Annotated in this window: 29 protein-coding genes; 27 read left to right on the forward strand and 2 right to left on the reverse strand. The window is 35.8% G+C overall.

The window, feature by feature from the left end:
* Positions 1-69 precede the first annotated feature (69 nt).
* From ACX9TM_RS07855 to ACX9TM_RS07910, 12 genes are all read left to right on the forward strand, one after another.
* Positions 70-1,131, forward strand: a complete 1,062-nt coding sequence (locus ACX9TM_RS07855) for a YpbB family protein (protein ID WP_065382313.1) — start codon at positions 70-72, stop codon at positions 1,129-1,131.
* On the forward strand, positions 1,121-2,650 hold the full coding sequence (gene recQ, locus ACX9TM_RS07860) for an ATP-dependent DNA helicase RecQ (protein WP_000762973.1): 1,530 nt from the start codon (positions 1,121-1,123) through the stop codon (positions 2,648-2,650). The genes ACX9TM_RS07855 and recQ overlap by 11 nt, the downstream gene beginning before the upstream one ends.
* A complete protein-coding gene (locus tag ACX9TM_RS07865; protein WP_001025780.1) occupies positions 2,650-3,213 on the forward strand; it encodes a CPBP family intramembrane glutamic endopeptidase in 564 nt (187 codons plus the stop codon). The genes recQ and ACX9TM_RS07865 overlap by 1 nt, the downstream gene beginning before the upstream one ends.
* 22 nt (positions 3,214-3,235) lie before the next feature.
* Complete coding sequence (locus ACX9TM_RS07870; protein WP_001231553.1) at positions 3,236-3,715, forward strand: LysM peptidoglycan-binding domain-containing protein; 480 nt, start codon at positions 3,236-3,238, stop codon at positions 3,713-3,715.
* A gap of 66 nt (positions 3,716-3,781) precedes the next feature.
* Complete coding sequence (locus ACX9TM_RS07875; RefSeq protein ID WP_000637791.1) at positions 3,782-4,558, forward strand: metallophosphoesterase; 777 nt, start codon at positions 3,782-3,784, stop codon at positions 4,556-4,558.
* Positions 4,558-5,433, forward strand: coding sequence for a MerR family transcriptional regulator (locus ACX9TM_RS07880; RefSeq protein WP_001142718.1), 876 nt, complete (start codon positions 4,558-4,560; stop codon positions 5,431-5,433). The genes ACX9TM_RS07875 and ACX9TM_RS07880 overlap by 1 nt, the downstream gene beginning before the upstream one ends.
* A gap of 77 nt (positions 5,434-5,510) precedes the next feature.
* Entirely contained in the window at positions 5,511-6,119 is a 609-nt protein-coding gene (locus ACX9TM_RS07885) for a genetic competence negative regulator (RefSeq protein ID WP_001235402.1), read from the forward strand.
* 311 nt (positions 6,120-6,430) lie between these two features.
* On the forward strand, positions 6,431-7,717 hold the full coding sequence (gene gudB / locus ACX9TM_RS07890; protein WP_000225173.1) for an NAD-specific glutamate dehydrogenase: 1,287 nt from the start codon (positions 6,431-6,433) through the stop codon (positions 7,715-7,717).
* Between the two features lie 80 nt (positions 7,718-7,797).
* A complete protein-coding gene (locus ACX9TM_RS07895) occupies positions 7,798-8,007 on the forward strand; it encodes a hypothetical protein (protein WP_000426763.1) in 210 nt (69 codons plus the stop codon).
* A gap of 92 nt (positions 8,008-8,099) precedes the next feature.
* Positions 8,100-8,336, forward strand: a complete 237-nt coding sequence (locus tag ACX9TM_RS07900) for a DUF3961 domain-containing protein (RefSeq protein ID WP_001983018.1) — start codon at positions 8,100-8,102, stop codon at positions 8,334-8,336.
* Between the two features lie 79 nt (positions 8,337-8,415).
* Complete coding sequence (locus ACX9TM_RS07905) at positions 8,416-8,946, forward strand: peptidoglycan recognition protein family protein (protein ID WP_001240655.1); 531 nt, start codon at positions 8,416-8,418, stop codon at positions 8,944-8,946.
* Between the two features lie 108 nt (positions 8,947-9,054).
* The gene (locus tag ACX9TM_RS07910) at positions 9,055-10,035 is read left to right on the forward strand and encodes a YpdA family putative bacillithiol disulfide reductase (protein WP_001168522.1); all 981 of its coding nucleotides are present in this window, start codon (positions 9,055-9,057) and stop codon (positions 10,033-10,035) included.
* A 35-nt stretch (positions 10,036-10,070) separates the two neighbouring features.
* Here ACX9TM_RS07910 and ansA read toward each other — a convergent pair whose 3' ends face one another.
* Positions 10,071-11,045, reverse strand: coding sequence for an asparaginase (ansA, locus tag ACX9TM_RS07915; RefSeq protein ID WP_000822010.1), 975 nt, complete (start codon positions 11,043-11,045; stop codon positions 10,071-10,073).
* A 180-nt stretch (positions 11,046-11,225) separates the two neighbouring features.
* On the opposite strand from ansA, the gene ACX9TM_RS07920 reads away from it, so the two are divergent.
* From ACX9TM_RS07920 to ACX9TM_RS07935, 4 genes are all read left to right on the forward strand, one after another.
* The gene (locus ACX9TM_RS07920; protein WP_000738057.1) at positions 11,226-11,399 is read left to right on the forward strand and encodes a YpfB family protein; all 174 of its coding nucleotides are present in this window, start codon (positions 11,226-11,228) and stop codon (positions 11,397-11,399) included.
* Positions 11,400-11,528: 129 nt separating this feature from the next.
* Positions 11,529-12,206 carry a (d)CMP kinase gene (gene cmk, locus ACX9TM_RS07925; protein ID WP_000361252.1) on the forward strand — a complete coding sequence of 226 codons (678 nt, stop codon included), beginning with the start codon at positions 11,529-11,531 and terminating at the stop codon, positions 12,204-12,206.
* A gap of 334 nt (positions 12,207-12,540) precedes the next feature.
* Positions 12,541-13,689 (forward strand): 30S ribosomal protein S1, encoded by a 1,149-nt coding sequence (rpsA, locus tag ACX9TM_RS07930; RefSeq protein ID WP_000229559.1) that lies wholly within the window; start codon positions 12,541-12,543, stop codon positions 13,687-13,689.
* 12 nt (positions 13,690-13,701) lie between these two features.
* Positions 13,702-14,751, forward strand: a complete 1,050-nt coding sequence (locus ACX9TM_RS07935; protein WP_000251036.1) for a type 2 isopentenyl-diphosphate Delta-isomerase — start codon at positions 13,702-13,704, stop codon at positions 14,749-14,751.
* Positions 14,752-15,057: 306 nt separating this feature from the next.
* Here ACX9TM_RS07935 and ACX9TM_RS07940 read toward each other — a convergent pair whose 3' ends face one another.
* Positions 15,058-15,192 (reverse strand): YpzI family protein, encoded by a 135-nt coding sequence (locus ACX9TM_RS07940; protein WP_000513900.1) that lies wholly within the window; start codon positions 15,190-15,192, stop codon positions 15,058-15,060.
* A gap of 117 nt (positions 15,193-15,309) precedes the next feature.
* Here ACX9TM_RS07940 and ACX9TM_RS07945 point away from each other — a divergent pair, with 117 nt between their 5' ends.
* The 11 genes from ACX9TM_RS07945 (at position 15,310) to folE (ending at position 24,063) form a co-directional block, all read left to right on the forward strand.
* On the forward strand, positions 15,310-15,921 hold the full coding sequence (locus ACX9TM_RS07945) for a YphA family membrane protein (RefSeq protein WP_065382322.1): 612 nt from the start codon (positions 15,310-15,312) through the stop codon (positions 15,919-15,921).
* Complete coding sequence (locus tag ACX9TM_RS07950) at positions 15,914-16,807, forward strand: YIEGIA family protein (RefSeq protein ID WP_000141596.1); 894 nt, start codon at positions 15,914-15,916, stop codon at positions 16,805-16,807. The genes ACX9TM_RS07945 and ACX9TM_RS07950 overlap by 8 nt, the downstream gene beginning before the upstream one ends.
* Positions 16,804-16,989, forward strand: coding sequence for a capping complex subunit for YIEGIA (locus ACX9TM_RS07955; protein WP_000979059.1), 186 nt, complete (start codon positions 16,804-16,806; stop codon positions 16,987-16,989). Before ACX9TM_RS07950 ends, ACX9TM_RS07955 begins: the two co-directional genes overlap by 4 nt.
* Positions 16,990-17,113: 124 nt before the next feature.
* On the forward strand, positions 17,114-18,424 hold the full coding sequence (der, locus tag ACX9TM_RS07960; protein ID WP_001125893.1) for a ribosome biogenesis GTPase Der: 1,311 nt from the start codon (positions 17,114-17,116) through the stop codon (positions 18,422-18,424).
* A gap of 18 nt (positions 18,425-18,442) precedes the next feature.
* Positions 18,443-19,465: an NAD(P)H-dependent glycerol-3-phosphate dehydrogenase gene (locus ACX9TM_RS07965; RefSeq protein ID WP_000161763.1), complete on the forward strand. Its 1,023-nt coding sequence runs from the start codon at positions 18,443-18,445 to the stop codon at positions 19,463-19,465.
* Positions 19,466-19,580: 115 nt separating this feature from the next.
* On the forward strand, positions 19,581-19,832 hold the full coding sequence (locus ACX9TM_RS07970; RefSeq protein ID WP_000369754.1) for a stage VI sporulation protein F: 252 nt from the start codon (positions 19,581-19,583) through the stop codon (positions 19,830-19,832).
* 267 nt (positions 19,833-20,099) lie between these two features.
* The gene (locus tag ACX9TM_RS07975) at positions 20,100-20,303 is read left to right on the forward strand and encodes a DUF2768 domain-containing protein (protein WP_001289008.1); all 204 of its coding nucleotides are present in this window, start codon (positions 20,100-20,102) and stop codon (positions 20,301-20,303) included.
* 63 nt (positions 20,304-20,366) lie between these two features.
* Entirely contained in the window at positions 20,367-21,077 is a 711-nt protein-coding gene (locus ACX9TM_RS07980; protein ID WP_000713407.1) for a hypothetical protein, read from the forward strand.
* A 245-nt stretch (positions 21,078-21,322) separates the two neighbouring features.
* On the forward strand, positions 21,323-22,801 hold the full coding sequence (spoIVA, locus tag ACX9TM_RS07985) for a stage IV sporulation protein A (protein ID WP_000416519.1): 1,479 nt from the start codon (positions 21,323-21,325) through the stop codon (positions 22,799-22,801).
* 299 nt (positions 22,802-23,100) lie between these two features.
* Entirely contained in the window at positions 23,101-23,373 is a 273-nt protein-coding gene (locus ACX9TM_RS07990) for an HU family DNA-binding protein (protein WP_001043860.1), read from the forward strand.
* Between the two features lie 120 nt (positions 23,374-23,493).
* The gene (folE, locus tag ACX9TM_RS07995) at positions 23,494-24,063 is read left to right on the forward strand and encodes a GTP cyclohydrolase I FolE (protein ID WP_001151482.1); all 570 of its coding nucleotides are present in this window, start codon (positions 23,494-23,496) and stop codon (positions 24,061-24,063) included.
* Positions 24,064-24,081 lie beyond the last annotated feature (18 nt).

The following is a 24,081-nucleotide window of genomic DNA, read 5'->3' on the forward strand; positions in this document are numbered from 1 at the left end:
AATGAGCGACAGTAGATAGTGTAATTGTACTGAAAAGAATGAAGTTAAGATTGGAAGGTGGAAGCGGTCATGCAAATACAATATACTTTGTTGCATTGTTTAAAACAATTGAATGGTGAAAGAACCGTTTCTTCTATTTATTATTTACTAAAGGGCAAACGTTCTTCGCAAACTTTACAAGATGGAAATATGTTCCGAATTTCTTTTTTGTTCGGAATATATAAATCATTAAATAGAAATGACTATGATGGTGAAGTTGCAAAGTTGTTGCAAGCGGATTTTATTCAAGAAATACATGAAAATACATATGTGTTAACACCTACGGGTAAAATGCAGTTACATAAATGGGAGGAAGTTTATGCTTTTCCGGCGCATTTGCATGGTTTACATTATGGTGAATTAGGTGAAACATTTTGGAAAAGATTATCATTAATTATTCAAACCATATCAAATTTACAACAGAATAATACGAGATTTATTCCAATTCAGCAAGATACAGAAATAATGATGTGGGTGAAACGTTTTCTAACAGGAAGGCCATATAAGAGAAGTGAGTTGGCGAGAAAACTATGGACGGAAGTACATAATCTTTTAGAAAAGAGTAATACGATAGAAGCGACGATTGTAACATATCGATTAACGGGTTATGAACGCATTGGTTGTACATTGCAACAATTAGCAGAAATTACGAAACAAGATATATTCAGGGTGTATTTTTTATTTTGGGGTACAATACATTTCTTTATACAAGAAGTTCGTGATAAAGAAAATGAATTTCCACTATTAGCTGAAATTATATCTTATCCAAATGAGAGAGCTGAATTATTTAGTTTATCCACGAAAAAAACATATAATTTTTGGAGACAAGGACGTTCTTTAGAAGAAATAGCGACGATTCGGAATTTAAAGGTTGCAACGATAGAAGATCATTTTGTTGAAATTGCTTTGCGAGAAAAAGATTTTTCTATTGAAATGTTTATGGAAAAAGAAAAGATAGACAAAGTAATAAAAGTAATTGAAGCATTGCAAACGCGGAAGTTACGTGTTTTGAAACAAGCGGTTGGAGAAGATATCTCTTATTTTGAAGTTCGTCTTGTATTAGCGCGGATGGAGGGTGTAAATGAAACTTGAAGAATATTTATATAAGTGGTTTGGATATTCTGAATTTCGTCCAGGTCAAAAAGGAGTAATTACAGATTTATTAGAAGGAAAAGATGTGATAGCAATGCTTCCGACTGGAAGAGGGAAATCTATGTGCTATCAGTTTCCGGGGCTTATGCGAGAAGGAACAGTGCTTGTTGTATCACCGTTATTATCTTTAATGGAAGATCAAGTGACACAATTAAAGTATGTTGTGAAAAACCGAGTGATAGCATTTAATAGTTTTCGGACATTAAATGAAAAAAGAGAAGCGATGAAAAAATTATCTTCATATAAATTTATTTTTGTTTCACCAGAGATGTTGCAGTCGGAGTTATTAATTAGGGAATTGAAGAAAATTCATATTTCATTATTTGTTGTTGATGAGGCTCATTGTATTTCTCAATGGGGTTATGATTTTAGACCGGACTATAAAAAACTAAATGTAGTTATTGAAAATATTGGTTCTCCTACAGTATTAGCATTGACAGCCACAGCGACAAAAGGGGTACTGCAGGATATCGCAGATAGTTTAAATTTAAAGGGTGCCGCGGAACATGTATACTCTATTGATCGTCCTAATATTGCAATGGATGTGCAATTTGTAGAGACGATAGAAGAAAAGAAAGAGGCGCTTTTAGAGCAGGTGATGTATTTACAAGGGCCGGGGATTGTATATTGCTCAAGTAGAGCGTGGACAGAAAGGTTAACGGAATACTTGAGAGGGAAAGGTGTTACTGGTGTAGCTTTTTATCATGGTGGTATGGAACATGAAGAGCGTATGTTAATTCAACAGCAGTTTATGAACGATCAATTGCAACTTGTAATATGCACAAGTGCATTTGGTATGGGGGTAAATAAGGCGAATACGCGATATATTATTCATTTTCATTATCCAACTAATATAGCCTCTTACTTACAAGAAATCGGAAGAGCTGGAAGAGATGGCGAACCGAGTATAGCTATTTTATTATGTAGTCCGTTGGATCATGATTTACCAATTTCAATCATTGAGGATGAATTGCCAAGTAAGTCACAAATAAAATTTTTATTTTCTTTACTACAAGAAAGAATATTTCAAACGAAGGAATTACCAATAGAAGATGTAGAAGAAATTTGTTATAATGCAGCAAGATTTAATGAGCAATATTGGCGTTTCGTTCGTTATCATCTCGAACAGGTTGGAATTATACAACAACGAAGATTATTATTAGAAGGTTTGTCAGATGAAATCATGAACCGATTAATAGCTGAAGTAGAAATAAGGTTGCGTAATAAATATAGTGAGCTAGAAAATATGAAGTCATGGATACAAGTTAAAGGGTGTAGACGTGAATATGTGCTGCAACAGTTCGGTTATAGGAAAGAGCAAGAGTTAATTAATTGCTGCGATTATTGCGGTATTACCAAAGAAGATTATAAAAAAAGACGAGCGCAACAATCGGATTTCGACTATAATTGGGAAACAGAGTTACAAAAGCTTTTCGGCCTAGAAAAGATGGAGGAATGATGAACATTCAAAGGCATAATGTTGAAGATATGAGTCCGCAGGAAATAAGGCTGAATCTATATATAACACAGTTAATTATTATCGGTATTGGCTGTTTACTGGCATATATATTATTTCAAGATGTAAAAGAAGTCTTTAATTTATGGAAATGGGAACCAGTATCTATACTTATTATAGGTGGTTTGTTAGCGATTGGTATTGTGTTATTAGATTATGTTGCAATGCGAGTGTTTCCGGAGTCATGGTTTGATGATGGTGGTATTAACGATAAGATGTTTCGAGGAATGTCCGTTCTACACTTACTCGTTATTACGTTCTTGATTGGTTTTGCAGAAGAATTTTTATTTAGAGGTGTAGTACAGACTCATTTTGGAATTGTAATTGCGAGCTTCGTATTTGCAGTGTTACATATTCGTTATATAACAAAGCCATTTTTATTTTGTTTCGTCTGTTTTATTAGTTTTGTCTTTGGTTATGTATTTGAATGGACAGGAAATTTGTTTATAACAATCTTTGCACACTTTCTTGTTGATTTTATAATGGGACTCCAATTAAGAAAATAAATGGAAGGTGGTGGTGAACAACATGAGGAAACGAATTCCTGATTTTGAAGAGGAATTAGAAGTTGAGCGAGTGGAAGAAAAAGAAAGTTTACCGCCGCGTAGTGAAATTCATAGAAATAAAGAGAAAAAACAAAAGTTTAAAATAAATCACATTTTCGTCCGGGTTTTAACATTTCTATTCATTCTTCTGCCGATTAGTATTTTGTGGTACACGGATAAATATATTCAGGTGAAGGGTGATAGTAATAATGCTGGAAAAAGTGCGTTTGAAGTAATCTTCTTTGATTCAGCTAAATCTGAGTCGCAGAAACATTCTGAAAAAGTAATAACGCATACTGTGAAAGAGGGAGAAACTTTAGAAAGTATAGCGAAGCAATATTTTTCAGATGGAAATGGAATTGAAGTAATTAAAAAGTATAATAACTTGCAGGAAGATGAAGTGAGTGCAGGTCAAGAATTAAAAATTCCGATAAAAGATAAGTCCACAAAGCAAGAAAGCTAGCGAGTTAAGCGATCACAGTTTGTTATAAAAGCCTAGGATTATCTTTATGAGGAGGGAGTCAAAAATATGATATGGATTATATTATTCAGTACTCTCATAGGCATGGGGATTTTATTACTTTTTGTGATGTATAAAGAAGCGATGCGTAATACGGTGTTGGAACATACTTTAGTATTTAAAGAATTTCCGAAAAGTTTTCAAAAAGTAAATGTGTTTTTTATTTCTGATATTCATAGAAGGGTCATTTCGAATTTGTTAATTGAACAAGTAAAAGGAAAAGTAGATCTCGTAATTATCGGAGGAGATTTAGCAGAGAAAGGTGTCTCTTTATCAAAAATCTCTGCGAATATTCAAAAGTTAAGAGAGATAGGTCCTGTATATTTTGTGTGGGGAAACAATGATTATGAGATAGAATATCATGAATTAGATGCGTTATTATTAGAAAATAACGTAAAAGTTTTAGATAATACAAGAGTGGTATTTGAGTCTGAATTAGGAGAGAAAATTTGTTTGCTCGGTATAGATGATGTTGGATTGCACCGTGATCGTCTAGATTTGGCATTGGCGGATTGTAAAGAAGATGGTTTTCGTATCCTAGTTAGTCACAACCCTGATATAATAAAAAAAATGTCTGGAAATGAACAGATTTCACTTGTGTTAAGTGGACATACGCATGGAGGACAAATCCGATTATTCCCATCTAAAAAATATTTAAAAGGTGGCGTATATAACCATTTGAATACGATTCTCTTTGTTAGTAATGGGTATGGAACAACATTGATACCACTTCGTTTCCGAGCACCTGCTCAAACACATATCATTACATTGTGCGGAGGGAAATGATGCCAACTCTTAGTGGGAAATATAATATAAAAGCCGTTTCGAATATAATTGGAGTTCAGCCGAGTACGCTTCGTGCATGGGAAAGACGATATCAAATTATTGCCCCAAAGCGGAATCAAGCTGGGCATCGCTTATATACAGAAGAGCATATTCAAATTTTAAAATGGTTAATGGAAAAAGTTTCTTCCGGTATGATGATTGGACAAGCAGTTCAGTTATTAGAAGAGAATCGTTTGCAGAGTACAGTTCAAAAAGAGATACATTTCGATAAAGAAGTTGTTTTAGTGGACGATTTGCTACAAGCTTTGTTAAAATTTGATGAAATTACAATTGCTGCATTATTAAACGAAGCTTTTAGTATATATTCAACAGAAAAGGTTGTTGCCAGTATCGTTCTTCGAGTGACAGACAAATTATTAACGTCAAAAAATAATAATGAGATTTCAATGGTGCAATTTCAATATGCACTATCATTTTTACAAACGCGTCTAGGGATGGTGTATCACAATGCCTCAATGTTTTCCTCTTTACACAAAGTTATTGTGTTAGAAAAGGATGCATTGAAAGGATTTATTTTTTCAACTTATTTACGCTTAAAAGGATATGAGGCGATATATATTAGGACAAGCTTAGCTGAAGATGGTATGTTATCAGCGGTAGAGGAAATACAGCCGAAATATGTATTTATATCTTTTGCTGACGAACAAGAAATGAAAAAGACGATGAACTTTATAAATTTATTACAAGAAAAAAGGGAATCTCTTTCTGTTGGATTTATCGGAAAGCTAGGCGTTCTAAACCAGTTGGACATTGAAACAATCTTAATTGGTGATACGAAAGAAGAATGGGATGGATGGTTAAAAATGTCGGAATAGTTGTTCGAAAAGAACCATCTATTTTCTATTTCATATAATAAAAATTAGATGCATTGGTTACGTAGGGAGGGTATGAGATGAGGCTGGAACGATTAAATTACAATAAGATAAAAATTTTTCTAACATTTGATGATTTATCTGAACGAGGATTAACGAAAGAAGATTTATGGAGAAATGCACCGAAAGTACAGCAATTATTTCGTGATATGATGCAAGAAGCAAATAAGGAATTAGGGTTTGAAGCAGATGGTCCGATTGCAGTTGAAGTGTTTTCTCTACAAGCACAAGGGATGGTTGTAATTGTAACGAAAGAAAATCAAGAAATGGATACAGATGATGAGTTCCGTGACGAGTTTATTGAAATGCAAGTGACTCTAGATGAAAGTGAGCATATATTATATGAGTTTGCTACGCTAGATGACGTAATTAACCTGTCGAATCGCTTATATAACCTTGGTGTAACTGGCGGAAAGCTATATACGTGGGATGAGCGCTTCTATCTTTGGGTGGAAGAAGAGGAACAAATTCAATTGTTAAAGGCGGATTTTATAGCTATTTTAGCGGAATACGGTAATCCGTCTACAGCAACCATTTACCGCATCATGGAGTACGGTAAAGAATTAATGGATGTTAACGCGATAGAACAAATACACAATTACTTTGTGAAAAAACAAAACCTCAGCTAATACAACATAGCTGAGGTTTTGTTTTTATTTGGAGAAGGGAAGGGATGATTGTAAATACTCGAACATACTTTTTGAAAATAAAATATGCAGTTTTATGGGAGGGTGGTTGATGAAAATAAAAAATATTTAAATATTTAAGTATTTTACTTTTCTAAAAGTAATAAAAGGACTATAATAATAGTGAAAACGCTTGCAACAGAAAATAGTTTGTATATATTTGTTAGCGTTTTCTATTGCATTCCAAATTTAAGGGTGTATACTAGGCAATGAAGGTTTACTAAACAAGTGAAATTACAGGGGGTTTACTTACTATGGTAGCCGAAAAGGGAACTCAAACAAAAACACAACAACAAAGGGAACAACATTTTGAACTATTGAATTCAACACAAATTGTTATTAGTGAAGCGTTAGAAAAATTGGGTTATCCAAACGAAGTATATGAATTATTAAAAGAACCAATTCGTATGATGACAGTGAAAATACCAGTTCGTATGGATGACGGGACTGTTAAAATATTTACAGGATATCGTGCGCAACATAATGATGCTGTTGGTCCAACGAAAGGTGGAATTCGCTTCCATCCGAATGTAACAGAAAATGAAGTGAAAGCACTTTCAATCTGGATGAGTTTAAAATGTGGTATTGTTGATTTACCATATGGTGGAGGTAAGGGTGGAATTATCTGTGATCCACGTGAAATGTCATTCCGTGAGTTAGAAAGATTAAGCCGCGGTTATGTACGAGCAATTAGCCAAATCGTAGGTCCGACGAAAGATATTCCAGCTCCAGATGTATTCACAAACTCTCAAATTATGGCGTGGATGATGGATGAGTATAGCCGTATTGATGAATTTAATTCACCAGGATTTATTACAGGTAAACCGCTTGTATTAGGTGGATCACATGGACGTGAAACAGCAACAGCGAAAGGTGTAACAATTTGTATTCGCGAAGCTGCTAAAAAACGTGGCATTGATATTAAGGGTGCACGCGTTGTTGTTCAAGGATTCGGTAATGCTGGTAGCTTCTTAGCTAAATTTATGCATGATGCAGGTGCGAAAGTTATTGCAATCTCAGATGCTTACGGCGCGTTACATGATCCAAACGGATTAGATATTGATTATTTATTAGACCGTCGTGATAGCTTCGGTACAGTAACAAAGCTATTTAACAATACAATTTCAAACAAAGAATTGTTAGAACTTGATTGCGATATTTTAGTACCAGCTGCAATTGAGAACCAAATTACAGAAGAAAATGCTAATGATATTAAAGCGAAAATCGTTGTTGAAGCTGCAAATGGTCCAACAACATTAGAAGCGACTAAAATTTTAACAGATCGCGGAATTTTGCTTGTTCCAGACGTGTTAGCAAGTGCTGGTGGTGTAACAGTATCTTACTTTGAGTGGGTACAAAACAACCAAGGTTACTACTGGACTGAAGAAGAAGTAGAACAACGTTTAGAAAAAGTAATGGTAAGATCATTTGATTCTATTTATGAAACAGCACAAGTTCGTAAAGTGAACATGCGCTTAGCAGCGTACATGGTTGGTGTTCGTAAAATGGCTGAAGCAAGCCGCTTCAGAGGTTGGGTATAAAATATTATATCTTGAGAAAACGTGATTTCCTTTCGAGGGAATCACGTTTTTTTGTTGAAGTATTAAATGAGGTGTTGTATATGGAGAATGAAATGCTGGAACGAGTAGAACAATTAGAAGAGAAGGTTAAGAGGTTAGAGGGAGAACTTGCAAGAACGATGAAAGCTCGAAAAATAAGTACCGTTCGGATGTTCGGGGAAGGGTTACTGTTTTTGGTATTTGGTGTGGTTGTAGTAGGGCCGATTATTGCCGTTGTAATCTCGATTTTTACTTGGCTTGCTGAAAAATAAAATAAAAATAAAAAGAACGCTTGTTCTATACGAACAAACGTGCTATACTCTCCTTAGATAAACAAAACGGAAATGATTTTAAGGAGAGATAAATGATGAAAATGACAGTAGACCAAAGATTTATGATGCCAGCAGATGTTGTAGAGCGAGTGGAAGTATTACGAAACAAACAAAGCAAGCGTGGCACATTATTACAATCGGTAAATAAATTTTTCGGTTTAGATACGAAAGAAGATTGTGTTTGGTTTTACGGTTTTTATGGAGTGGCTGTAAGTATCTTGTTGTTTATGGTGTTCACTTCAAATATTTTCGATTTTCTCTTCGCGTAAGAAATATGCGATAAGGACATTGCTACCGAATACATATATAAGGAAGTAAGGTAATCTTCTAGAGCGGGAGTTGGTAGCAATGGCGATGTTTCCTATAGAGCGCAACTATATTGGATATGGAAGTTCACGACCGGGGATTCCTCTGACTAAAGTGAGATTTATTGTAAGCCATGATACGGGGAATCCTGGAAGCAATGCGATAGGGAATCGAGATTACTTTAATGAATTACAACCGAAAGCTTCGGCGCATACATTTATAGATGATAAAACAATATTGGAGATTATTCCTATAAATGAAGTTGCGTATCATGTTCGATATGGTGTGCCGACGGATAATGACTTATATGGCTATGACGCGAATAAGGCGGCCATTGGAGTGGAACTTTGTTATGGTGGTGATGTTAACTTTTGGGAAGCATATAATCGTTTTACATGGTATCATGCGTATTTATGCCAAAACTTTGGCTTAAATCCGAAAAAAGATATCGTGTCACATAAAACGCTTGATCCAGCTAGAAAGATTGATCCTGAGAATGTATTAGGGAAACAAGGTATTAAATTTCAGCAGTTTTTAGCAGATGTCTATCGGATGTACGTTTCGTTTAGATGACAAATATATGAAAAATGAATACAATAAAGATAGGTGCCTACTGCTGTAAGTAGGTTTTTTCTTGTTTTTATAAATAGTGTATTGGTAGAAGACTAGGAGTGGACGAGTATGCAGAAAGAAACAGTTATTATAATCGGAGGCGGTCCGTGCGGATTAGCGGCTGCAATTTCGTTGCAAAAGGTAGGGATAAATCCGTTAGTAATTGAAAAAGGAAACATTGTAAATGCCATTTATAATTATCCAACTCATCAAACATTTTTCTCTTCTAGTGAAAAATTAGAAATTGGTGATGTAGCTTTTATTACAGAAAATCGTAAGCCAGTTCGAAATCAAGCGCTTGCGTATTATCGTGAAGTAGTAAGACGTAAATCTGTACGTGTAAATGCTTTTGAGCGAGTGGAGAAAGTTCAAAAAGATGGAGAAGCTTTTCAGGTTGAGACGACAAAGCGTGACGGAAGTAAGGAAATATATATAGCGAAATATATTGTTGTAGCAACTGGATATTATGATAATCCAAATTATATGAATGTTCCAGGTGAGGAATTGAAGAAAGTAGCTCACTATTTTAAAGAGGGGCATCCTTATTTTGATCGAGATGTAGTAGTTATAGGTGGGAAAAACTCGAGTGTAGATGCCGCGTTAGAACTTGTTAAATCGGGTGCACGTGTAACGGTACTGTATCGTGGAAGTGAGTATTCACCAAGCATAAAGCCTTGGATTTTGCCGGAATTTGAGGCGTTAGTACGAAATGGTACAATTCAAATGCATTTTGGGGCTCATGTGAAAGAAATTACTGAGCATACATTAACGTTTACAGTTGATGGTGAAGCTCTTACAATCAAAAACGATTTTGTATTTGCGATGACTGGTTATCATCCTGATCATAGCTTCTTAACGAAGATGGGTGTTCAGATTGATGAAGAAACAGGACGTCCAATTTATACAGAGGATAGAATGGAAACGAATGCTGAAAATATTTTCATTGCAGGTGTCATTGCTGCTGGAAATAATGCAAATGAAATATTTATCGAGAACGGAAGATTTCATGGAGATGCGATTGCGCAAACCATTGCATCAAGAGAAAAATAAAAAGGAGCTGTCGGGAAAACCTCGACAGCTCCTTTTTATTCGTGCATAAACATATTTTGAATGGATTCATGAGAATTTGTATTCTCTAATGCAACAAGTAATTTAATGCGTGCTTTTTGTGCATTTAAGCCGTATGTGAATACAATGCCCATATCTTTTAAGTGTTTACCGCCACCTTCATACGAATATACGTCTTGAACGATACCGTTGAAACAGCGAGAAACTAATACGACAGGAATACCTCTATTTAATAATCTTTCTAGACTAGGTAGTGTTCTTGGAGGGAGATTACCTTGTCCAAGAGCTTCGATAACAATGCCGTCTACAGGAAGATTTTCGATTGCTGCTAATAATGTATCATCCATGCCAGCATATGCTTTTAGAACAACTACATTTTTAGACACTTTGTTTATCGTATATGTTTCGTGATGTACTAAAGCGTGATGGAAGACAACGCCGCGTTTTGTTACCATTCCAATTGGTCCGTATTGTGGGCTTTGGAATGTTGCAACATTACTTGTATGTGTTTTCGTTACATTTGTAGCGCAATGAATTTCGTCGTTTAATACGACTAAAACACCTTTTTCTGCAGCTTCATCACAACTAGCAACTTTTACAGCTGATAAGAAGTTATATAGACCATCAGCACCTAACTCATTGCTAGAGCGCATTGCACCTGTCACTACGATCGGAATAGTTGCTTGTACTGTTAAATCTAAGAAATAAGCTGTTTCTTCTAATGTATCCGTGCCATGCGTAATGACTACGCCATGAATGTTGTCTTGTTTTACTCTTTCATCAATGATGACTTGTAATTGTAACATTTCGCTCGGTGTCATATGAGGAGATGGTAGGTGGAACACATCTTCAACGATTAAATCAACATCGCCTTCTAAATCAGGAATGAATTTTAAAAGAGGATTTTTTTCACCTGGTTGTACGACCCCAGTTTCTTTATCTTCCTCCATTGCAATTGTTCCACCTGTGTGTAAAACTAGGATTCTTTTCAATGCTTATACCCCTTTCAAGTAAAAAAATACATTTAGAACATAACATGTTTTGAGTAAATTCGACAATGGAAATGTATAAAAGTATGCCTCGAAAATGACAATAAAATTAACTGCTATATGTACGATGTATAAAATCATGAAACGAAATGTGCAAATATAGTATAGGAGGGAAGAATTCCGGTGAAAAAGATGGAGAGAATTTTTATTCGTATATTAATAATACAATTCATTTGTCTTTCTGTTGTGCAATTGTTATTTATACATAAGTCATCAGTGAAATATTTATCTAAAATTGTTTATTATGAGGGTGTCATGGTAAAAAACAAAGTGGAAATCTTGCAGGTGAATAGGTAGTTTTCATTTTCTTCTATGAAGGATTATGCTACAATAATTGAGGATTTAATGACGTGAAGCAAATGAGAAGAAGCAGGGTGAACACCTGCTTTTCGTTTTGTTTTATAAGTGAAAAAATGAGGTGTTACAATGGATAAACGAATTTCAATTGCTATAGATGGTCCAGCAGCTGCTGGAAAAAGTACAGTGGCAAAAGTTGTTGCGAAGGAACTTTCTTACGTTTATATTGATACAGGCGCAATGTACCGTACGCTTACATATGCAGCCCTTGAACAAAAAGTAGACATTGAAAATGAAGAGCAGTTAATGGAAGTTGTAAAGAATGTAAATATTGAGTTTCAGCAAGGAGAAAATACACAGCTTGTATTTTTAAATGGACAAGATGTTTCTGAAGTAATTCGTACACCTGATGTGACGAATCGAGTATCTATTGTAGCGAAACATCGCCTTGTTCGTGAAGAAATGGTACGTCGTCAGCAAGAGTTAGCGAAAAAAGGCGGCGTTGTAATGGACGGCCGTGATATTGGTACACATGTATTACCGGATGCTGAAGTGAAAATCTTTATGCTTGCTTCTGTTGAAGAAAGAGCGGAAAGAAGACATTTAGAAAATTTAAATAAAGGTTTCGATTCTAATTTAGAGCAGCTAAAAGAAGAAATTGCTCAGCGTGATAAATTAGATTCAGAACGCGAAGTTTCTCCACTAAAAAAGGCTGATGATGCATTGGAATTAGATACGACTTCTTTATCAATTGAAGAAGTTGTCCAAAAAATTATGAGCATTGTTTCTGGAGTGTTTGCGAAATAAAGAAAGGGGATAGTCCTCTTTCTTTTTTTGTTTAAATAGAAATGTAAAGGATACGTGAATTGTGAGTCTCTTTCCTTGACAAATGAGCTGATTTGTAAGAAGTTAGTTAAAGAGGAATAAAACTGTCAGAATATATTCGCTATTATATTTCAAAACATACTTTTTTCAAGCTGGTTTTGCTGTATACTATTTATATAGGTTTAATATATTTTCTTGTGAATGGTATTGAAAAAGAGTATGTGATGAGAAATTCTTAAACATGCAAATGAAAACTTTGTTTTCATTTCGTATATACATAAAAAATGCTTTGTCAATTCTGTAGGGAGGTATTTCCATGGTAGAGAAAATGAATGAAGAAGTTATGGATTCAAAAGAATTACAAGTTGGTGACGTTGTTACAGGTTCTGTAACGAAGGTTGAAGAGAAACAAGTGCTTGTAAATGTTGGATACAAAACAGATGGCGTAATTCCAATTAGTGAATTAGCTAACGTTCATATTGAAAAAGCAAGCGATGTTGTAGAATTAGATCAAACACTAGAGTTGAAAATTATTAAATTAGAAGAAGATGATCTTGTCTTATCTAAACGTGCTGTTGATGCAGAAAAAGCATGGGTAGAACTACAAGAGAAATTTACTTCTGGTCATGTATTTGATGTTACTGTAAAAGATATTGTGAATGGCGGATTAGTTGTGGACCTTGGTGTTCGCGGTTTTATTCCAGCTTCACTTGTAGAAGTACATTATGTAGAAGACTTTACTGACTATAAAGGTAAAACATTAGCGGTGAAAATTGTTGAATTAGACCGTGAAAAAAATCGTGTAATCCTTTCGCATAAAGCGGTAGTAGAATTAGAACTAGATTCTAAGAAAAAAGAAGCAATTTCTTCATTAAAAGAAGGGGACGTTGTTGAAGGAACAGTACAACGATTAACTGACTTTGGCGCATTCGTTAACGTTGGTGGAGTGGACGGTTTAGTTCACATTTCACAAATTTCACACGAACGTGTAGAGCAACCTTCTGAAGTGTTAGAGCAAGGTCAAAAGGTTAAGGTAAAGGTGTTATCTGTTGATGCTGATACACAACGTATTTCTTTATCAATTAAAGCAGCTCAACCAGGACCTTGGGAAAACGTTGCTGGCGAAATAAAAGCTGGAGATATTCGTGAGGGAGTAGTAAAACGCCTTGTTACATTTGGTGCATTCGTTGAGATTTTACCGGGCGTTGAAGGGCTTGTACACGTATCTCAAATTGCAAATCGTCACGTGAAAAATCCGAATGAAGTATTGGAAATGGGACAAGAAGTAAAAGTGAAAGTACTTGAAGTTCACGTAGCAGAGAAACGTATTTCTTTAAGTATAAAAGAAGCGCTTGAGGAAAATAATGTAACTGAAGATTATAGTCAGTATGAGCCAAATGCTGATTCTGCTACTTTCCAATTAAGTGATATTATTGGTGAACAACTGAAAAAATTAAAGAAATAATGAGGGGTACAAGTGGTAAGGGCAAAACGTAAATTAGATCATATTGAATACGCTCTTTCTACTGGTCAGTCTCGTACGCATGGCTTTCATGATATTGATTTTGTGCATCAAAGCTTGCCAAATTCAAATTATGACACAATAACATGTGAAACAAAAATCGGCGAACTTTCACTAAGTTCGCCGATTTTTATCAATGCGATGACTGGTGGTGGAGGAGAGAAAACGTTACATATTAATGAGCAATTAGCATATGTAGCGAAACATCATAACCTTGCTATGGCTGTAGGTTCGCAAATGGCGGCGTTAAAAGATGAAAGTGAAGCTGCTTCTTATAAGGTGATTAGAAAGGTAAACCCAAATGGTATTTTCTTTGCTAATTTAGGTAGTGAGGCAACTATCGAGCAGGCAGAGCGCGCCGTTGATATGATTGAAGCGAATGCATTACAAATTCATTTAAATGTCATACAAGAGTTAACGATGCCAGAAGGAGACCGTGATTTTACTGGAGTACTTCAGCGCATTGAGAAAATTGTTTTAAATAGTAAAGTTCCTATCATTGTAAAAGAAGTTGGATTTGGGATGAGTAAGGAAACAATGCAACAGTTAGTGAACGTAGGTGTAACAGCAATTGATATTGGTGGGCAAGGTGGTACGAATTTTGCTGCTGTTGAAAACGAAAGAAGACAGCGAATGCTTTCTTATTTTAATAACTGGGGCATACAAACAGCAACCTCGATTATTGAAGCAACCTCTACAAATAATAACCTCTCTTTTATTGCATCTGGGGGTATACAAACAGCGCTTGACGTAGCGAAAGCAATCGCATTAGGGGCGAATACAACTGCGTTTGCTGGTTATTTTTTACGTATTTTAATGCAAGATGGTATCGAGAAGTTAGTAGATGAAATTGAGCTTCTACATACAGATTTGAAATTTATAATGACAGCTCTTGGTGCGAAGACGATAGAAGAGTTGCAATCTGTACCTCTTGTTGTAAAGGGTGAAACATATCATTGGTTAATGCAGCGTGGTATTGATACTGCGCATTATAGTAGGAGATAAAAAATCAACCATTCGGTTGATTTTTTTTGTTCTATTCTTTTTCGTAATATAAAGTGGAGAATGGAATTAGTATTATATAAAAATATCATTTCGTAAAAATTGTAATTGAAAAAGGGTTGAAAAATGTAGATGGTGTGTTGTCGAATTACTGGAGAGAACTTAATTTTTAATGGGAATAGGTGAAGGTAAAAAGAAGTAATGGGAGGATATAGTATGCGAAATATTATTTTGATATAAATAAAAATCATTAAACTGATTATGTAAAAGACGGTTTCGTACAATATAGAAACCGTCTTTTTGTATTAATTAGTGCTGGTTTTGTTTTCGAGCCTGTTCTGGTGTATCAAGTCCAGTTGCACCTGGATATTGTAGTGATTGATCACGATCGGATTCAACGCGGCGTGATTCTCGTAGTTTTCGTTCTTGGCGATCTTTACCCATAATGAATAACACCTCCTTGTTAAAAGTGTTGCTGTTATAAGAAAAAACTATGCGTAAATAAAGTGGATTAACTTTCATAAAAAGTTCCCATAATGGAAAACATAGGAGGTGAAGTTGATGGATGGAAGTACTTTTTATTTTGTAGCTTGGATAGGGTGGATCATTGTAACCTTTTTTATGAAAAAGGACCCTATCCGGTGGAAGTTAGGCGCTTGTATACTGTTTTTTATAATTTGCTCTCCGTTACATGTAACGATTGCCTCATTCGTGGTATCAGTAAATGCTCTTTTACTTTGTATTATTTCTTTTATAGGGATCACGCTATATTCCGTCTGGAAAAAATTGTATAGCTTACTTTCGGCACTTATTATTGCAATGTTATATACGAGTTTTCATCTGTTAGAAATATATGATCCGATTTGGATTGTGGTGGATAGAGTGTTTCTGCTAAGTAGTGCTCTTGTGTATGCATCGGTGTTATTGCATGGGGATCGCATATTACGATTATGTTCTCTATATGTAGGGATGTTACAAGGAGAGCTGCTAGTGACATTTATTTTTAGGAAATTGAATTTTCCATATGATTACGGTAGTTTAGCATTTTTTGATATCGTCGCCATTTCTACATTATTCATGGCAATATTGTTTTGGATTGCAAAAGCATCAGTATACATGGAACGGTTTAAGAGAAAAACACGTAAAAGAAAGGCGAGGGTAATACATGACTGAATATACACCAGCCATTTTATGCGGCGTAATAGCAGGGACAGTTACAAGGGTGCTAATGCTTCGGACGGATACGCGGCAATATCCGACGAGGCTACATGGGAAAATTATTCATATTGCAATGGGGTTAATTGCAGCTGCTTTAGGAGCGATTGCAATCCCGTCTATTTTGAAAAAAGATTTTTCTGCCATTACATTTCTTACATTAGCAGCGACACAATTTCGTGATGTACGTAATATGGAAAGAAATACGCTTCAACAATTAGATGGGTATGAGCTCGTACCGCGTGGAAATACATACATTGAAGGAATTGCATTGGTTTTTGAAAGTCGCAACTATTTGGCAATGTTAACGTCGTTTGCAACGACGTTTGCGTATATAGGATTCCGTTCATGGATTGCAGGAGTAATTATGGCTATAATCGCATTTTTTATCGCGAAAAAATTAATGTCTGGTAAAAGGCTACATGATCTTGTTGAAATTGAGCACGTTCCGCTTCGTTTTGAAGGAGCAGGGCTTTATATTGACAATATTTACATTATGAATATTGGATTGCCAGCAAGACAAGAAGAAATTATGAAATATGGTATGGGTTTTATTTTAAAGCCGAAATCAATTGATGCGATGGTTACAATCTCAAATTTAGGGCAACGACAAGCTATTTTACACGATGTTTCAGTAGCGTTAGGGATTTATAGAGATTCTGGTACACCAGCGCTTGTACCGTTAGCAAAGCGTGATTTAGAGGATGGCAGGGTTGGGATTTTTGTCCTGCCGCAAGATCAAGATGCAGAGAAAGCGATAGGTGTCATAGGAAATGTACCAACGTTAGAAAGTGCTGTCCATATGTCATCGGAAGCCCCAAAAGGAAGGGGAGATAAGAGATGATGTTAGAAAGTGTTATTCTGGCAGTTATAACAACGACTCCAGAAAAATTTGCAGGTGGTGCTCCTTTATTCGTTTGCGAATCGACGGAGGAACTAGAATTTGTTGCAAATAATTTAGAAGCAATTTTAGATGGTATTGCACATCGCTTACAAGAGAATGTATATATTATTGTGAAACATTAGCAACGTATGTTATAATGTGAGGTGTTTTGATACGTTGAGAAATATTCTGGAATGCAAATCCCTTCTTGCACAAAGAAGGGTTTTTTACATAATAAACAGAAGCAAGTTGAAAGGATGAAAGTATATGCCGAAACCAGTAATAGCGATAGTAGGTCGCCCGAACGTAGGGAAATCTACTATTTTCAATAGAATTGTTGGAGAAAGAGTTTCAATCGTAGAAGATATTCCAGGTGTAACGCGCGATCGTATTTATAGCGCTGGAGAATGGTTAAATCATGAATTTAACATTATTGATACGGGCGGAATTGATATTGGAGACGAGCCGTTTTTGACACAAATTCGTCAACAAGCTGAAGTAGCAATTGATGAAGCGGATGTTATCATTTTTATGACAAACGGTCGTGACGGTGTAACAGCAGCTGATGAAGAAGTTGCAAAAATTTTATATCGTTCAAATAAACCGGTTGTACTTGCAGTAAATAAAGTGGACAATCCGGAAATGCGCAGTGACATTTATGACTTTTATGCATTAGGATTTGGCGAACCATTCCCAATTTCAGGTACACACGGATTAGGGTTAGGTGACTTGCTAGACGAAGCTGCACAACATTTTCCAAAGATTGAAGAAGACGGATATGATGAAGACACAATTCGTTTCTCTTTAATTGGACGTCCAAACGTAGGGAAATCATCACTTGTAAATGCTCTTCTTGGTCAAGAGCGTGTAATTGTTAGTAATGTAGCAGGAACAACTCGTGATGCTGTCGATACACCATATAGTAAAGATGGAAAAGATTATGTAATTATTGATACAGCTGGTATGCGTAAAAAAGGAAAAGTGTATGAAAGTACAGAAAAATATAGTGTACTTCGTGCGCTAAGAGCGATTGAACGTTCTGACGTTGTTTTAGTCGTTTTAGATGGTGAAGAAGGAATTATTGAGCAAGATAAAAAAATCGCTGGATATGCTCATGATTCAGGGCGAGCTGTTGTTATCGTTGTAAATAAATGGGATGCAGTGAAAAAAGACGAAAAAACAATGAAAGCATTTGAAGAAAATATCCGTGCTCATTTCCAATTCTTAGAATACGCACCAATTGTTTTCTTATCTGCAAAAACGAGAAAACGTACACAAACATTAATACCGGTTATCGATGAGGTAAATGAAAGTCATAGTATCCGTATTCAAACGAACGTATTAAACGATGTAATTATGGATGCGGTAGCGATGAATCCGACGCCAACTCATAATGGTAGCCGTCTGAAAATTTTCTATGCAACACAAGTTGCGGTAAAACCACCGACATTTGTTGTGTTTGTAAACGATCCAGAATTATTGCACTTCTCATATGAGCGTTTCTTAAAGAATCGCTTACGTGAATCATTTGGCTTCGTAGGAACGCCGATTCACATTATCGCTAGAGCAAGAGACTAATGGAGAGGATGTGATTTTATGACAAAAATCACAGTAGTAGGAGCAGGTAGCTGGGGAACAGCGTTAGCGATGGTATTAGCTGACAATGGACATGATGTACGTATTTGGGGAAATCGCCCAGAACTTATGGATGAAATTAATACGAAACATGAGAATAGTCGATATCTCCCAGGCATTACATTGCCAAGCACAATCGTAGCCTACTCTTCTTTAGAAGAAGCATTAGTAGATGTAAATACAGTACTGCTAGTAGTACCAACGAAAGCGTACAGAGATGTATTACAAGAGATGAAAGAAATTGTTACTGAACCAATTACTTGGATTCATGCGAGCAAAGGAATTGAACCTGGTACGTCAAAACGTATTTCGGAAGTGATTGAGGAAGAAATTCCAGAGCACTTAATTAAAGATGTTGTTGTACTGTCTGGACCGAGTCATGCTGAAGAAGTCGGTTTACGACAAGCGACAACAGTTACGTCTGCAGCAAAGCGTATGGAAGCGGCTGAGGAAGTACAAGATTTATTTATGAATAGTTATTTTCGTGTATACACAAATCCAGATATCGTTGGAGTTGAACTTGGTGGTGCGTTAAAAAATATTATCGCATTAGCTGCTGGTATAACTGATGGTCTTGGATTAGGTGATAATGCAAAGGCGGCATTGATGACACGTGGTTTAACAGAGATTGCTCGTTTAGGAAGAAAAATGGGCGGGAATCCGTTAACGTTTGCTGGTCTAACTGGTATGGGAGACTTAATTGTAACTTGTACAAGTGTTCATAGCCGAAATTGGCGCGCTGGAAATATGCTTGGAAAAGGACACTCTTTAGAAGAAGTGTTAGAAAGCATGGGTATGGTTGTGGAAGGTGTAAGAACAACGAAAGCTGCTCATGAATTGGCAGAGAAAATGGAAGTTGAAATGCCGATTACAGCTGCTTTATATGACGTGCTGTTCAATGGGAATAACGTAAAAGATGCAGTAGGCTCATTGATGGGACGTGTTCGAAAACATGAAGTGGAAGCTATACCTGATTTACTGTAAAGAAAAGCGACAGAAGTACATTTGTACTTCTGTCGCTTTTTTATTTTTTGGGTCTTTTCACCATTTTTTCATTTTTGCATAGGATGAAGAGTAACTTGAGGAGAGGGTGAAAAGAATGGATAATAATATTTTTAATAATATTGAGAAGGAAGCGAAAGTAAATAAAGAGGATATTTTTAAATTAGCATCATCCGTGCAAAATGCGAATTTACGTGATGAAACTGTACTTCGTCAATTAATTCATCAAGTGGCTCTTATGGCGGGACGTGAAGTGCCGAAAGAGCAAGAGGATCAAATTGTAAAAGCGATTATTAATAATAATATGCCAACAGATTTTGGTTCGTTAAGCAAAATGTTTAAAAAATAAATTATGAGAAACAAAGAGTTTGGAGATTGCATATGATAGCCATGAAAGAATGGGAATAGAGCTGTTTTTGGGCATATTTGGTCAACCGAAGCGAGAGATACAATCGCTTCGGTTTTATTTTTGCCTAGATTGGTGAGAAATGCTGGAAAACCTATTGATTAAAGTTACATACTCGCGATTTGTAGTAAAATGTTCTTTTTGTATTTGTTTAAAGATTTTAATTTGTTAAAATAGTATAAAAATAGATTAATAAAAAGGGGTGTGTATATGTCAGAAGGGCTTATGAAAATGTGGCTGGCTTTAGGGGCAATTGGATTTATGTTTTTTGCAGTAAGTTTTATTTTATTAAGTAGACATAGAATAAAGAATAAATTTTTGAAAGGGATTACAGCGTTAGTAGCGTACACCCTTATGATTGTGTCAGGAATTGTTATTTTTCTTGTTGTATTTAGTGGACCTGTACAGCAGTAAATGGAATGGTCTCGAAAATACTACATACGGAGCAAATTAGATTAGTATGAAAAGGTGATGCTAGTGAAAAAATTCCATATTATTTTAATATTTTGTTGTATGAGCCTTTTAACGGGGTGTCTGTATCCGAAAGAAAATATGAAGCAAAATGCGGTTCCTTATGAAGATCAGCTACAGGTTGTTCAAAAAGCTGTTGTGACATTTAAGGAGCAAAATGATGGGATATTGCCAATTAAGACGAGGGATATGAGTACACCTATTTATCAAAAGTATCCAATCGATTTTCAACAGATTGCCCCGCGTTACATACAAGAAGCGCCAGGGAATGCGTATGAAAGTGGAGGAGTATATCAATACGTATTAATAGACGTTGAAACAAATCCGACAGTAAAGTTAATTGATGTTAGGATGGCTGAACAAATTCAGGAACTATCTTTAAAGCTTAGGATGTATCGTGATGAACATCAATATCCACCTTTTAAAAAAGTAATTTCAGATGGTGTATATGAATTGGATTTCAAAAAACTAGGATATAAAGATGTGCCACAAGTGACAAGTCCATATTCTGGTAAAGGACTTCCTTTTGTAATTAATGAAAAAGGAGAAGTTTTTGTTGATTATAGAATCGACCTATATGACGCTTTGAAAAAAAATGAAGGGCAGTTTACAGAGGGAGAAGATATTCGAAATATACTTTCGAAAGGTTCCCCGTTTGTACCAGCTTATTCTTTACCGTACACAGTAAAGGACGGAGAACCAATTTTTTTAAAATGATAAGTCATGAACCTTTCTTTTAGTGAATAAGTTCTAGAAGAAAGGTTTTTTATGTTATACAACTTACGATGCAAACAAAAGATATTTTTTAATAGTCATATGAAATTGGACAAAATTATATGATATATTGTCCGAACTTCTAGAATACCATTATATTATATCAGATATTATAGGCAACGTTAGAGAAGGTATTAGTTGACTATAAACGCGGAATTATTCCCAAAAATTTTGAGGGAGGGAATCACTTGGAAAAGGTAGATATTTTTAAAGATATTGCAGAACGAACAGGCGGTGATATTTATTTTGGAGTTGTAGGAGCTGTTCGAACAGGGAAATCAACATTCATTAAAAAATTTATGGAACTTGTAGTTATTCCAAATATTGAGAATGAGTCTGACCGTCAAAGAGCGCAGGATGAATTGCCTCAAAGTGCTGCTGGTCGTACAATTATGACGACGGAACCGAAGTTTGTTCCAAACCAAGCGGTTTCTATCGAAGTAGATGAAGGACTTGAAGTGAATATTCGATTAGTAGATTGTGTTGGATATACGGTTCCTGGAGCGAAGGGCTATGAAGATGAGAATGGCCCGCGTATGATTAATACCCCTTGGTATGAAGAACCTATTCCATTCCATGAAGCTGCAGAAATCGGCACGCGTAAAGTAATTCAAGAACATTCAACAATTGGTGTTGTAATTACAACAGATGGAACAATTGGTGAAATTCCAAGAAGAGATTATATAGAGGCAGAAGAACGCGTTGTAAATGAGTTGAAAGAAGTAGGAAAACCTTTCATTATGATAATTAATACGGTACAGCCGTATCATCCAGATACAGAGCAATTACGCCAAAGTTTATCAGAAGAATATGATATCCCGGTTATTGCAATGAGTGTGGAGAGTTTAAGAGAAACAGATGTATATAATGTACTTCGTGAAGCGCTATTTGAATTCCCTGTATTAGAAGTGAATGTGAACCTTCCGAGTTGGGTAATGGTGCTAAATGAAGGGCATTGGTTGCGTCAAAGTTATCAAGAAGCAGTTCAAGAAACTGTGAAGGATATAAAACGTCTTCGTGATGTGGATCGCGTTGTTTGGCAGTTTAGTCAATATGAATTTATTGATCGAGCGAGCCTAGCTGGCATTGATATGGGGCAAGGTGTGGCGGAGATTGATTTATATGCGCCAGATGAATTATATGATCAGATTTTAAAAGAAGTAGTAGGAGTAGAAATTCGAGGGAAAGATCATTTGTTAAAGCTTATGCTCGATTTATCTCATGCGAAAATAGAGTACGATCAAGTGGCGGATGCACTGCGTATGGTTAAGCAAACAGGATATGGTGTAGCAGCACCTGCATTAGCGGATATGAGCTTAGATGAGCCAGAAATTATTCGTCACGGTTCAAGGTTTGGTGTGAAGTTAAAAGCGGTAGCGCCATCTATTCATATGATTAAAGTAGATGTAGAGTCAACGTTTGAGCCGATTATTGGTACTGAAAAGCAAAGTGAAGAATTAGTTCGTTATTTAATGCAAGATTTTGAAGATGACCCGTTATCAATTTGGAATTCTGATATATTTGGACGTTCACTTAGCTCGATTGTTCGAGAAGGAATTCAGGCGAAATTATCTTTAATGCCAGAAAATGCTAGATATAAATTAAAAGAAACGCTAGAAAGAATTATTAATGAAGGATCTGGCGGATTAATTGCGATTATACTATAAGAAAAAATCCCTCTCATTGTAGAGGGATTTTTTGTTTTTTTTGATTATAAAATAGAAAAATAAACAGTCATTATCTAATACATTGTTGTAAATTGTCAAGTTTCATCAGATTTTCACATTTTAAGAGTAACAATTTCCTTAAAAATATTGAATTATAAAGGAGAATCGTATAATATAGGCGTTGATAATGATTTATCTACATCTTTGTAGTATAGAATTTGCAAAAATTGCCTACAAATGAAAGTAAGACTCATTTTATGATCATTATACAGTCTTATCTTTGGGAGGAGGTGAATGGCATGAACAAGACAGATTTAATCAATGCTGTTGCAGAAGCAAGTTCCCTTTCTAAAAAGGACGCAACAAAAGCAGTAGACGCTGTTTTTGATTCTATCTTAGAAGCTTTAAAACAAGGTGATAAAGTACAACTGATCGGATTCGGTAACTTCGAAGTTCGTGAGCGTGCGGCTCGTAAAGGTCGTAACCCACAAACAGGTGAGGAGATTGAAATCGCTGCAAGTAAAGTACCTGCATTCAAACCTGGTAAAGCGTTAAAAGATGCGGTTAAATAATCCTTACATATTAACAGGGAAGAAGAGTTTCCTTTTTGGGAACTCTTCTTTTTGCTTTTAAAAACATAAATATGCTAGAATGTGTTCGTATCACTTTTAGGTTTTCGGGAGGGCTAGCGGATGGCAAAAGTTAATTTAGAACAAATTGAACATGCAGTACGCCTTATTTTAGAGGCGATTGGGGATGACCCAAATCGTGAGGGAGTACTTGATACACCAAAGCGTGTTGCAAAAATGTACGCAGAAGTGTTCTCAGGTATGCATGAAGATCCGAAAGAGCATTTGCATAAAGTATTCGGAGAAGATCACGAAGAGCTTGTACTAGTAAAAGATATACCATTTTATTCGATGTGTGAGCATCATTTAGTACCATTCTATGGAGTTGCTCACGTTGCATATATTCCGCAAGGTGGAAAGGTAACAGGGTTAAGTAAATTAGCTCGTACCGTAGATACAATTGCACGTCGCCCACAACTGCAAGAACGTATTACATCAACAGTAGCGAACTCTATTATGGAAGTACTAGAGCCTCATGGTGTAATGGTAGTAGTAGAAGCAGAACATATGTGTATGACGATGCGTGGTGTGAAAAAACCAGGTGCGAAAACAGTAACGACAGCAGTGCGTGGTGTGCTTGAAAATGATGCTGCAGCGCGCAGTGAAATTTTATCGTTTATTAAAACGAAGTAAAGAAAAGCGGGAAACTGC

It is taken from the genome of Bacillus sp. LH1 (assembly GCF_057924895.1).

Excerpts from the sequence above, each read along its gene's own strand:
- ACX9TM_RS07855 (WP_065382313.1), top strand. The coding sequence starts at position 70 with ATGCAAATACAATATACTTTGTTGCATTGTTTAAAACAATTGAATGGT.
- recQ (WP_000762973.1), top strand. The coding sequence starts at position 1,121 with ATGAAACTTGAAGAATATTTATATAAGTGGTTTGGATATTCTGAATTT.
- ACX9TM_RS07865 (WP_001025780.1), top strand. The coding sequence starts at position 2,650 with ATGAACATTCAAAGGCATAATGTTGAAGATATGAGTCCGCAGGAAATA.
- ACX9TM_RS07870 (WP_001231553.1), top strand. The coding sequence starts at position 3,236 with ATGAGGAAACGAATTCCTGATTTTGAAGAGGAATTAGAAGTTGAGCGA.
- ACX9TM_RS07875 (WP_000637791.1), top strand. The coding sequence starts at position 3,782 with ATGATATGGATTATATTATTCAGTACTCTCATAGGCATGGGGATTTTA.
- ACX9TM_RS07880 (WP_001142718.1), top strand. The coding sequence starts at position 4,558 with ATGCCAACTCTTAGTGGGAAATATAATATAAAAGCCGTTTCGAATATA.
- ACX9TM_RS07885 (WP_001235402.1), top strand. The coding sequence starts at position 5,511 with ATGAGGCTGGAACGATTAAATTACAATAAGATAAAAATTTTTCTAACA.
- gudB (WP_000225173.1), top strand. The coding sequence starts at position 6,431 with ATGGTAGCCGAAAAGGGAACTCAAACAAAAACACAACAACAAAGGGAA.
- ACX9TM_RS07895 (WP_000426763.1), top strand. The coding sequence starts at position 7,798 with ATGGAGAATGAAATGCTGGAACGAGTAGAACAATTAGAAGAGAAGGTT.
- ACX9TM_RS07900 (WP_001983018.1), top strand. The coding sequence starts at position 8,100 with ATGATGAAAATGACAGTAGACCAAAGATTTATGATGCCAGCAGATGTT.
- ACX9TM_RS07905 (WP_001240655.1), top strand. The coding sequence starts at position 8,416 with ATGGCGATGTTTCCTATAGAGCGCAACTATATTGGATATGGAAGTTCA.
- ACX9TM_RS07910 (WP_001168522.1), top strand. The coding sequence starts at position 9,055 with ATGCAGAAAGAAACAGTTATTATAATCGGAGGCGGTCCGTGCGGATTA.
- cmk (WP_000361252.1), top strand. The coding sequence starts at position 11,529 with ATGGATAAACGAATTTCAATTGCTATAGATGGTCCAGCAGCTGCTGGA.
- rpsA (WP_000229559.1), top strand. The coding sequence starts at position 12,541 with ATGGTAGAGAAAATGAATGAAGAAGTTATGGATTCAAAAGAATTACAA.
- ACX9TM_RS07940 (WP_000513900.1), bottom strand. The coding sequence starts at position 15,192 with ATGGGTAAAGATCGCCAAGAACGAAAACTACGAGAATCACGCCGCGTT.
- ACX9TM_RS07945 (WP_065382322.1), top strand. The coding sequence starts at position 15,310 with ATGGATGGAAGTACTTTTTATTTTGTAGCTTGGATAGGGTGGATCATT.
- ACX9TM_RS07950 (WP_000141596.1), top strand. The coding sequence starts at position 15,914 with ATGACTGAATATACACCAGCCATTTTATGCGGCGTAATAGCAGGGACA.
- ACX9TM_RS07955 (WP_000979059.1), top strand. The coding sequence starts at position 16,804 with ATGATGTTAGAAAGTGTTATTCTGGCAGTTATAACAACGACTCCAGAA.
- der (WP_001125893.1), top strand. The coding sequence starts at position 17,114 with ATGCCGAAACCAGTAATAGCGATAGTAGGTCGCCCGAACGTAGGGAAA.
- ACX9TM_RS07965 (WP_000161763.1), top strand. The coding sequence starts at position 18,443 with ATGACAAAAATCACAGTAGTAGGAGCAGGTAGCTGGGGAACAGCGTTA.
- ACX9TM_RS07970 (WP_000369754.1), top strand. The coding sequence starts at position 19,581 with ATGGATAATAATATTTTTAATAATATTGAGAAGGAAGCGAAAGTAAAT.
- ACX9TM_RS07975 (WP_001289008.1), top strand. The coding sequence starts at position 20,100 with ATGTCAGAAGGGCTTATGAAAATGTGGCTGGCTTTAGGGGCAATTGGA.
- ACX9TM_RS07990 (WP_001043860.1), top strand. The coding sequence starts at position 23,101 with ATGAACAAGACAGATTTAATCAATGCTGTTGCAGAAGCAAGTTCCCTT.
- folE (WP_001151482.1), top strand. The coding sequence starts at position 23,494 with ATGGCAAAAGTTAATTTAGAACAAATTGAACATGCAGTACGCCTTATT.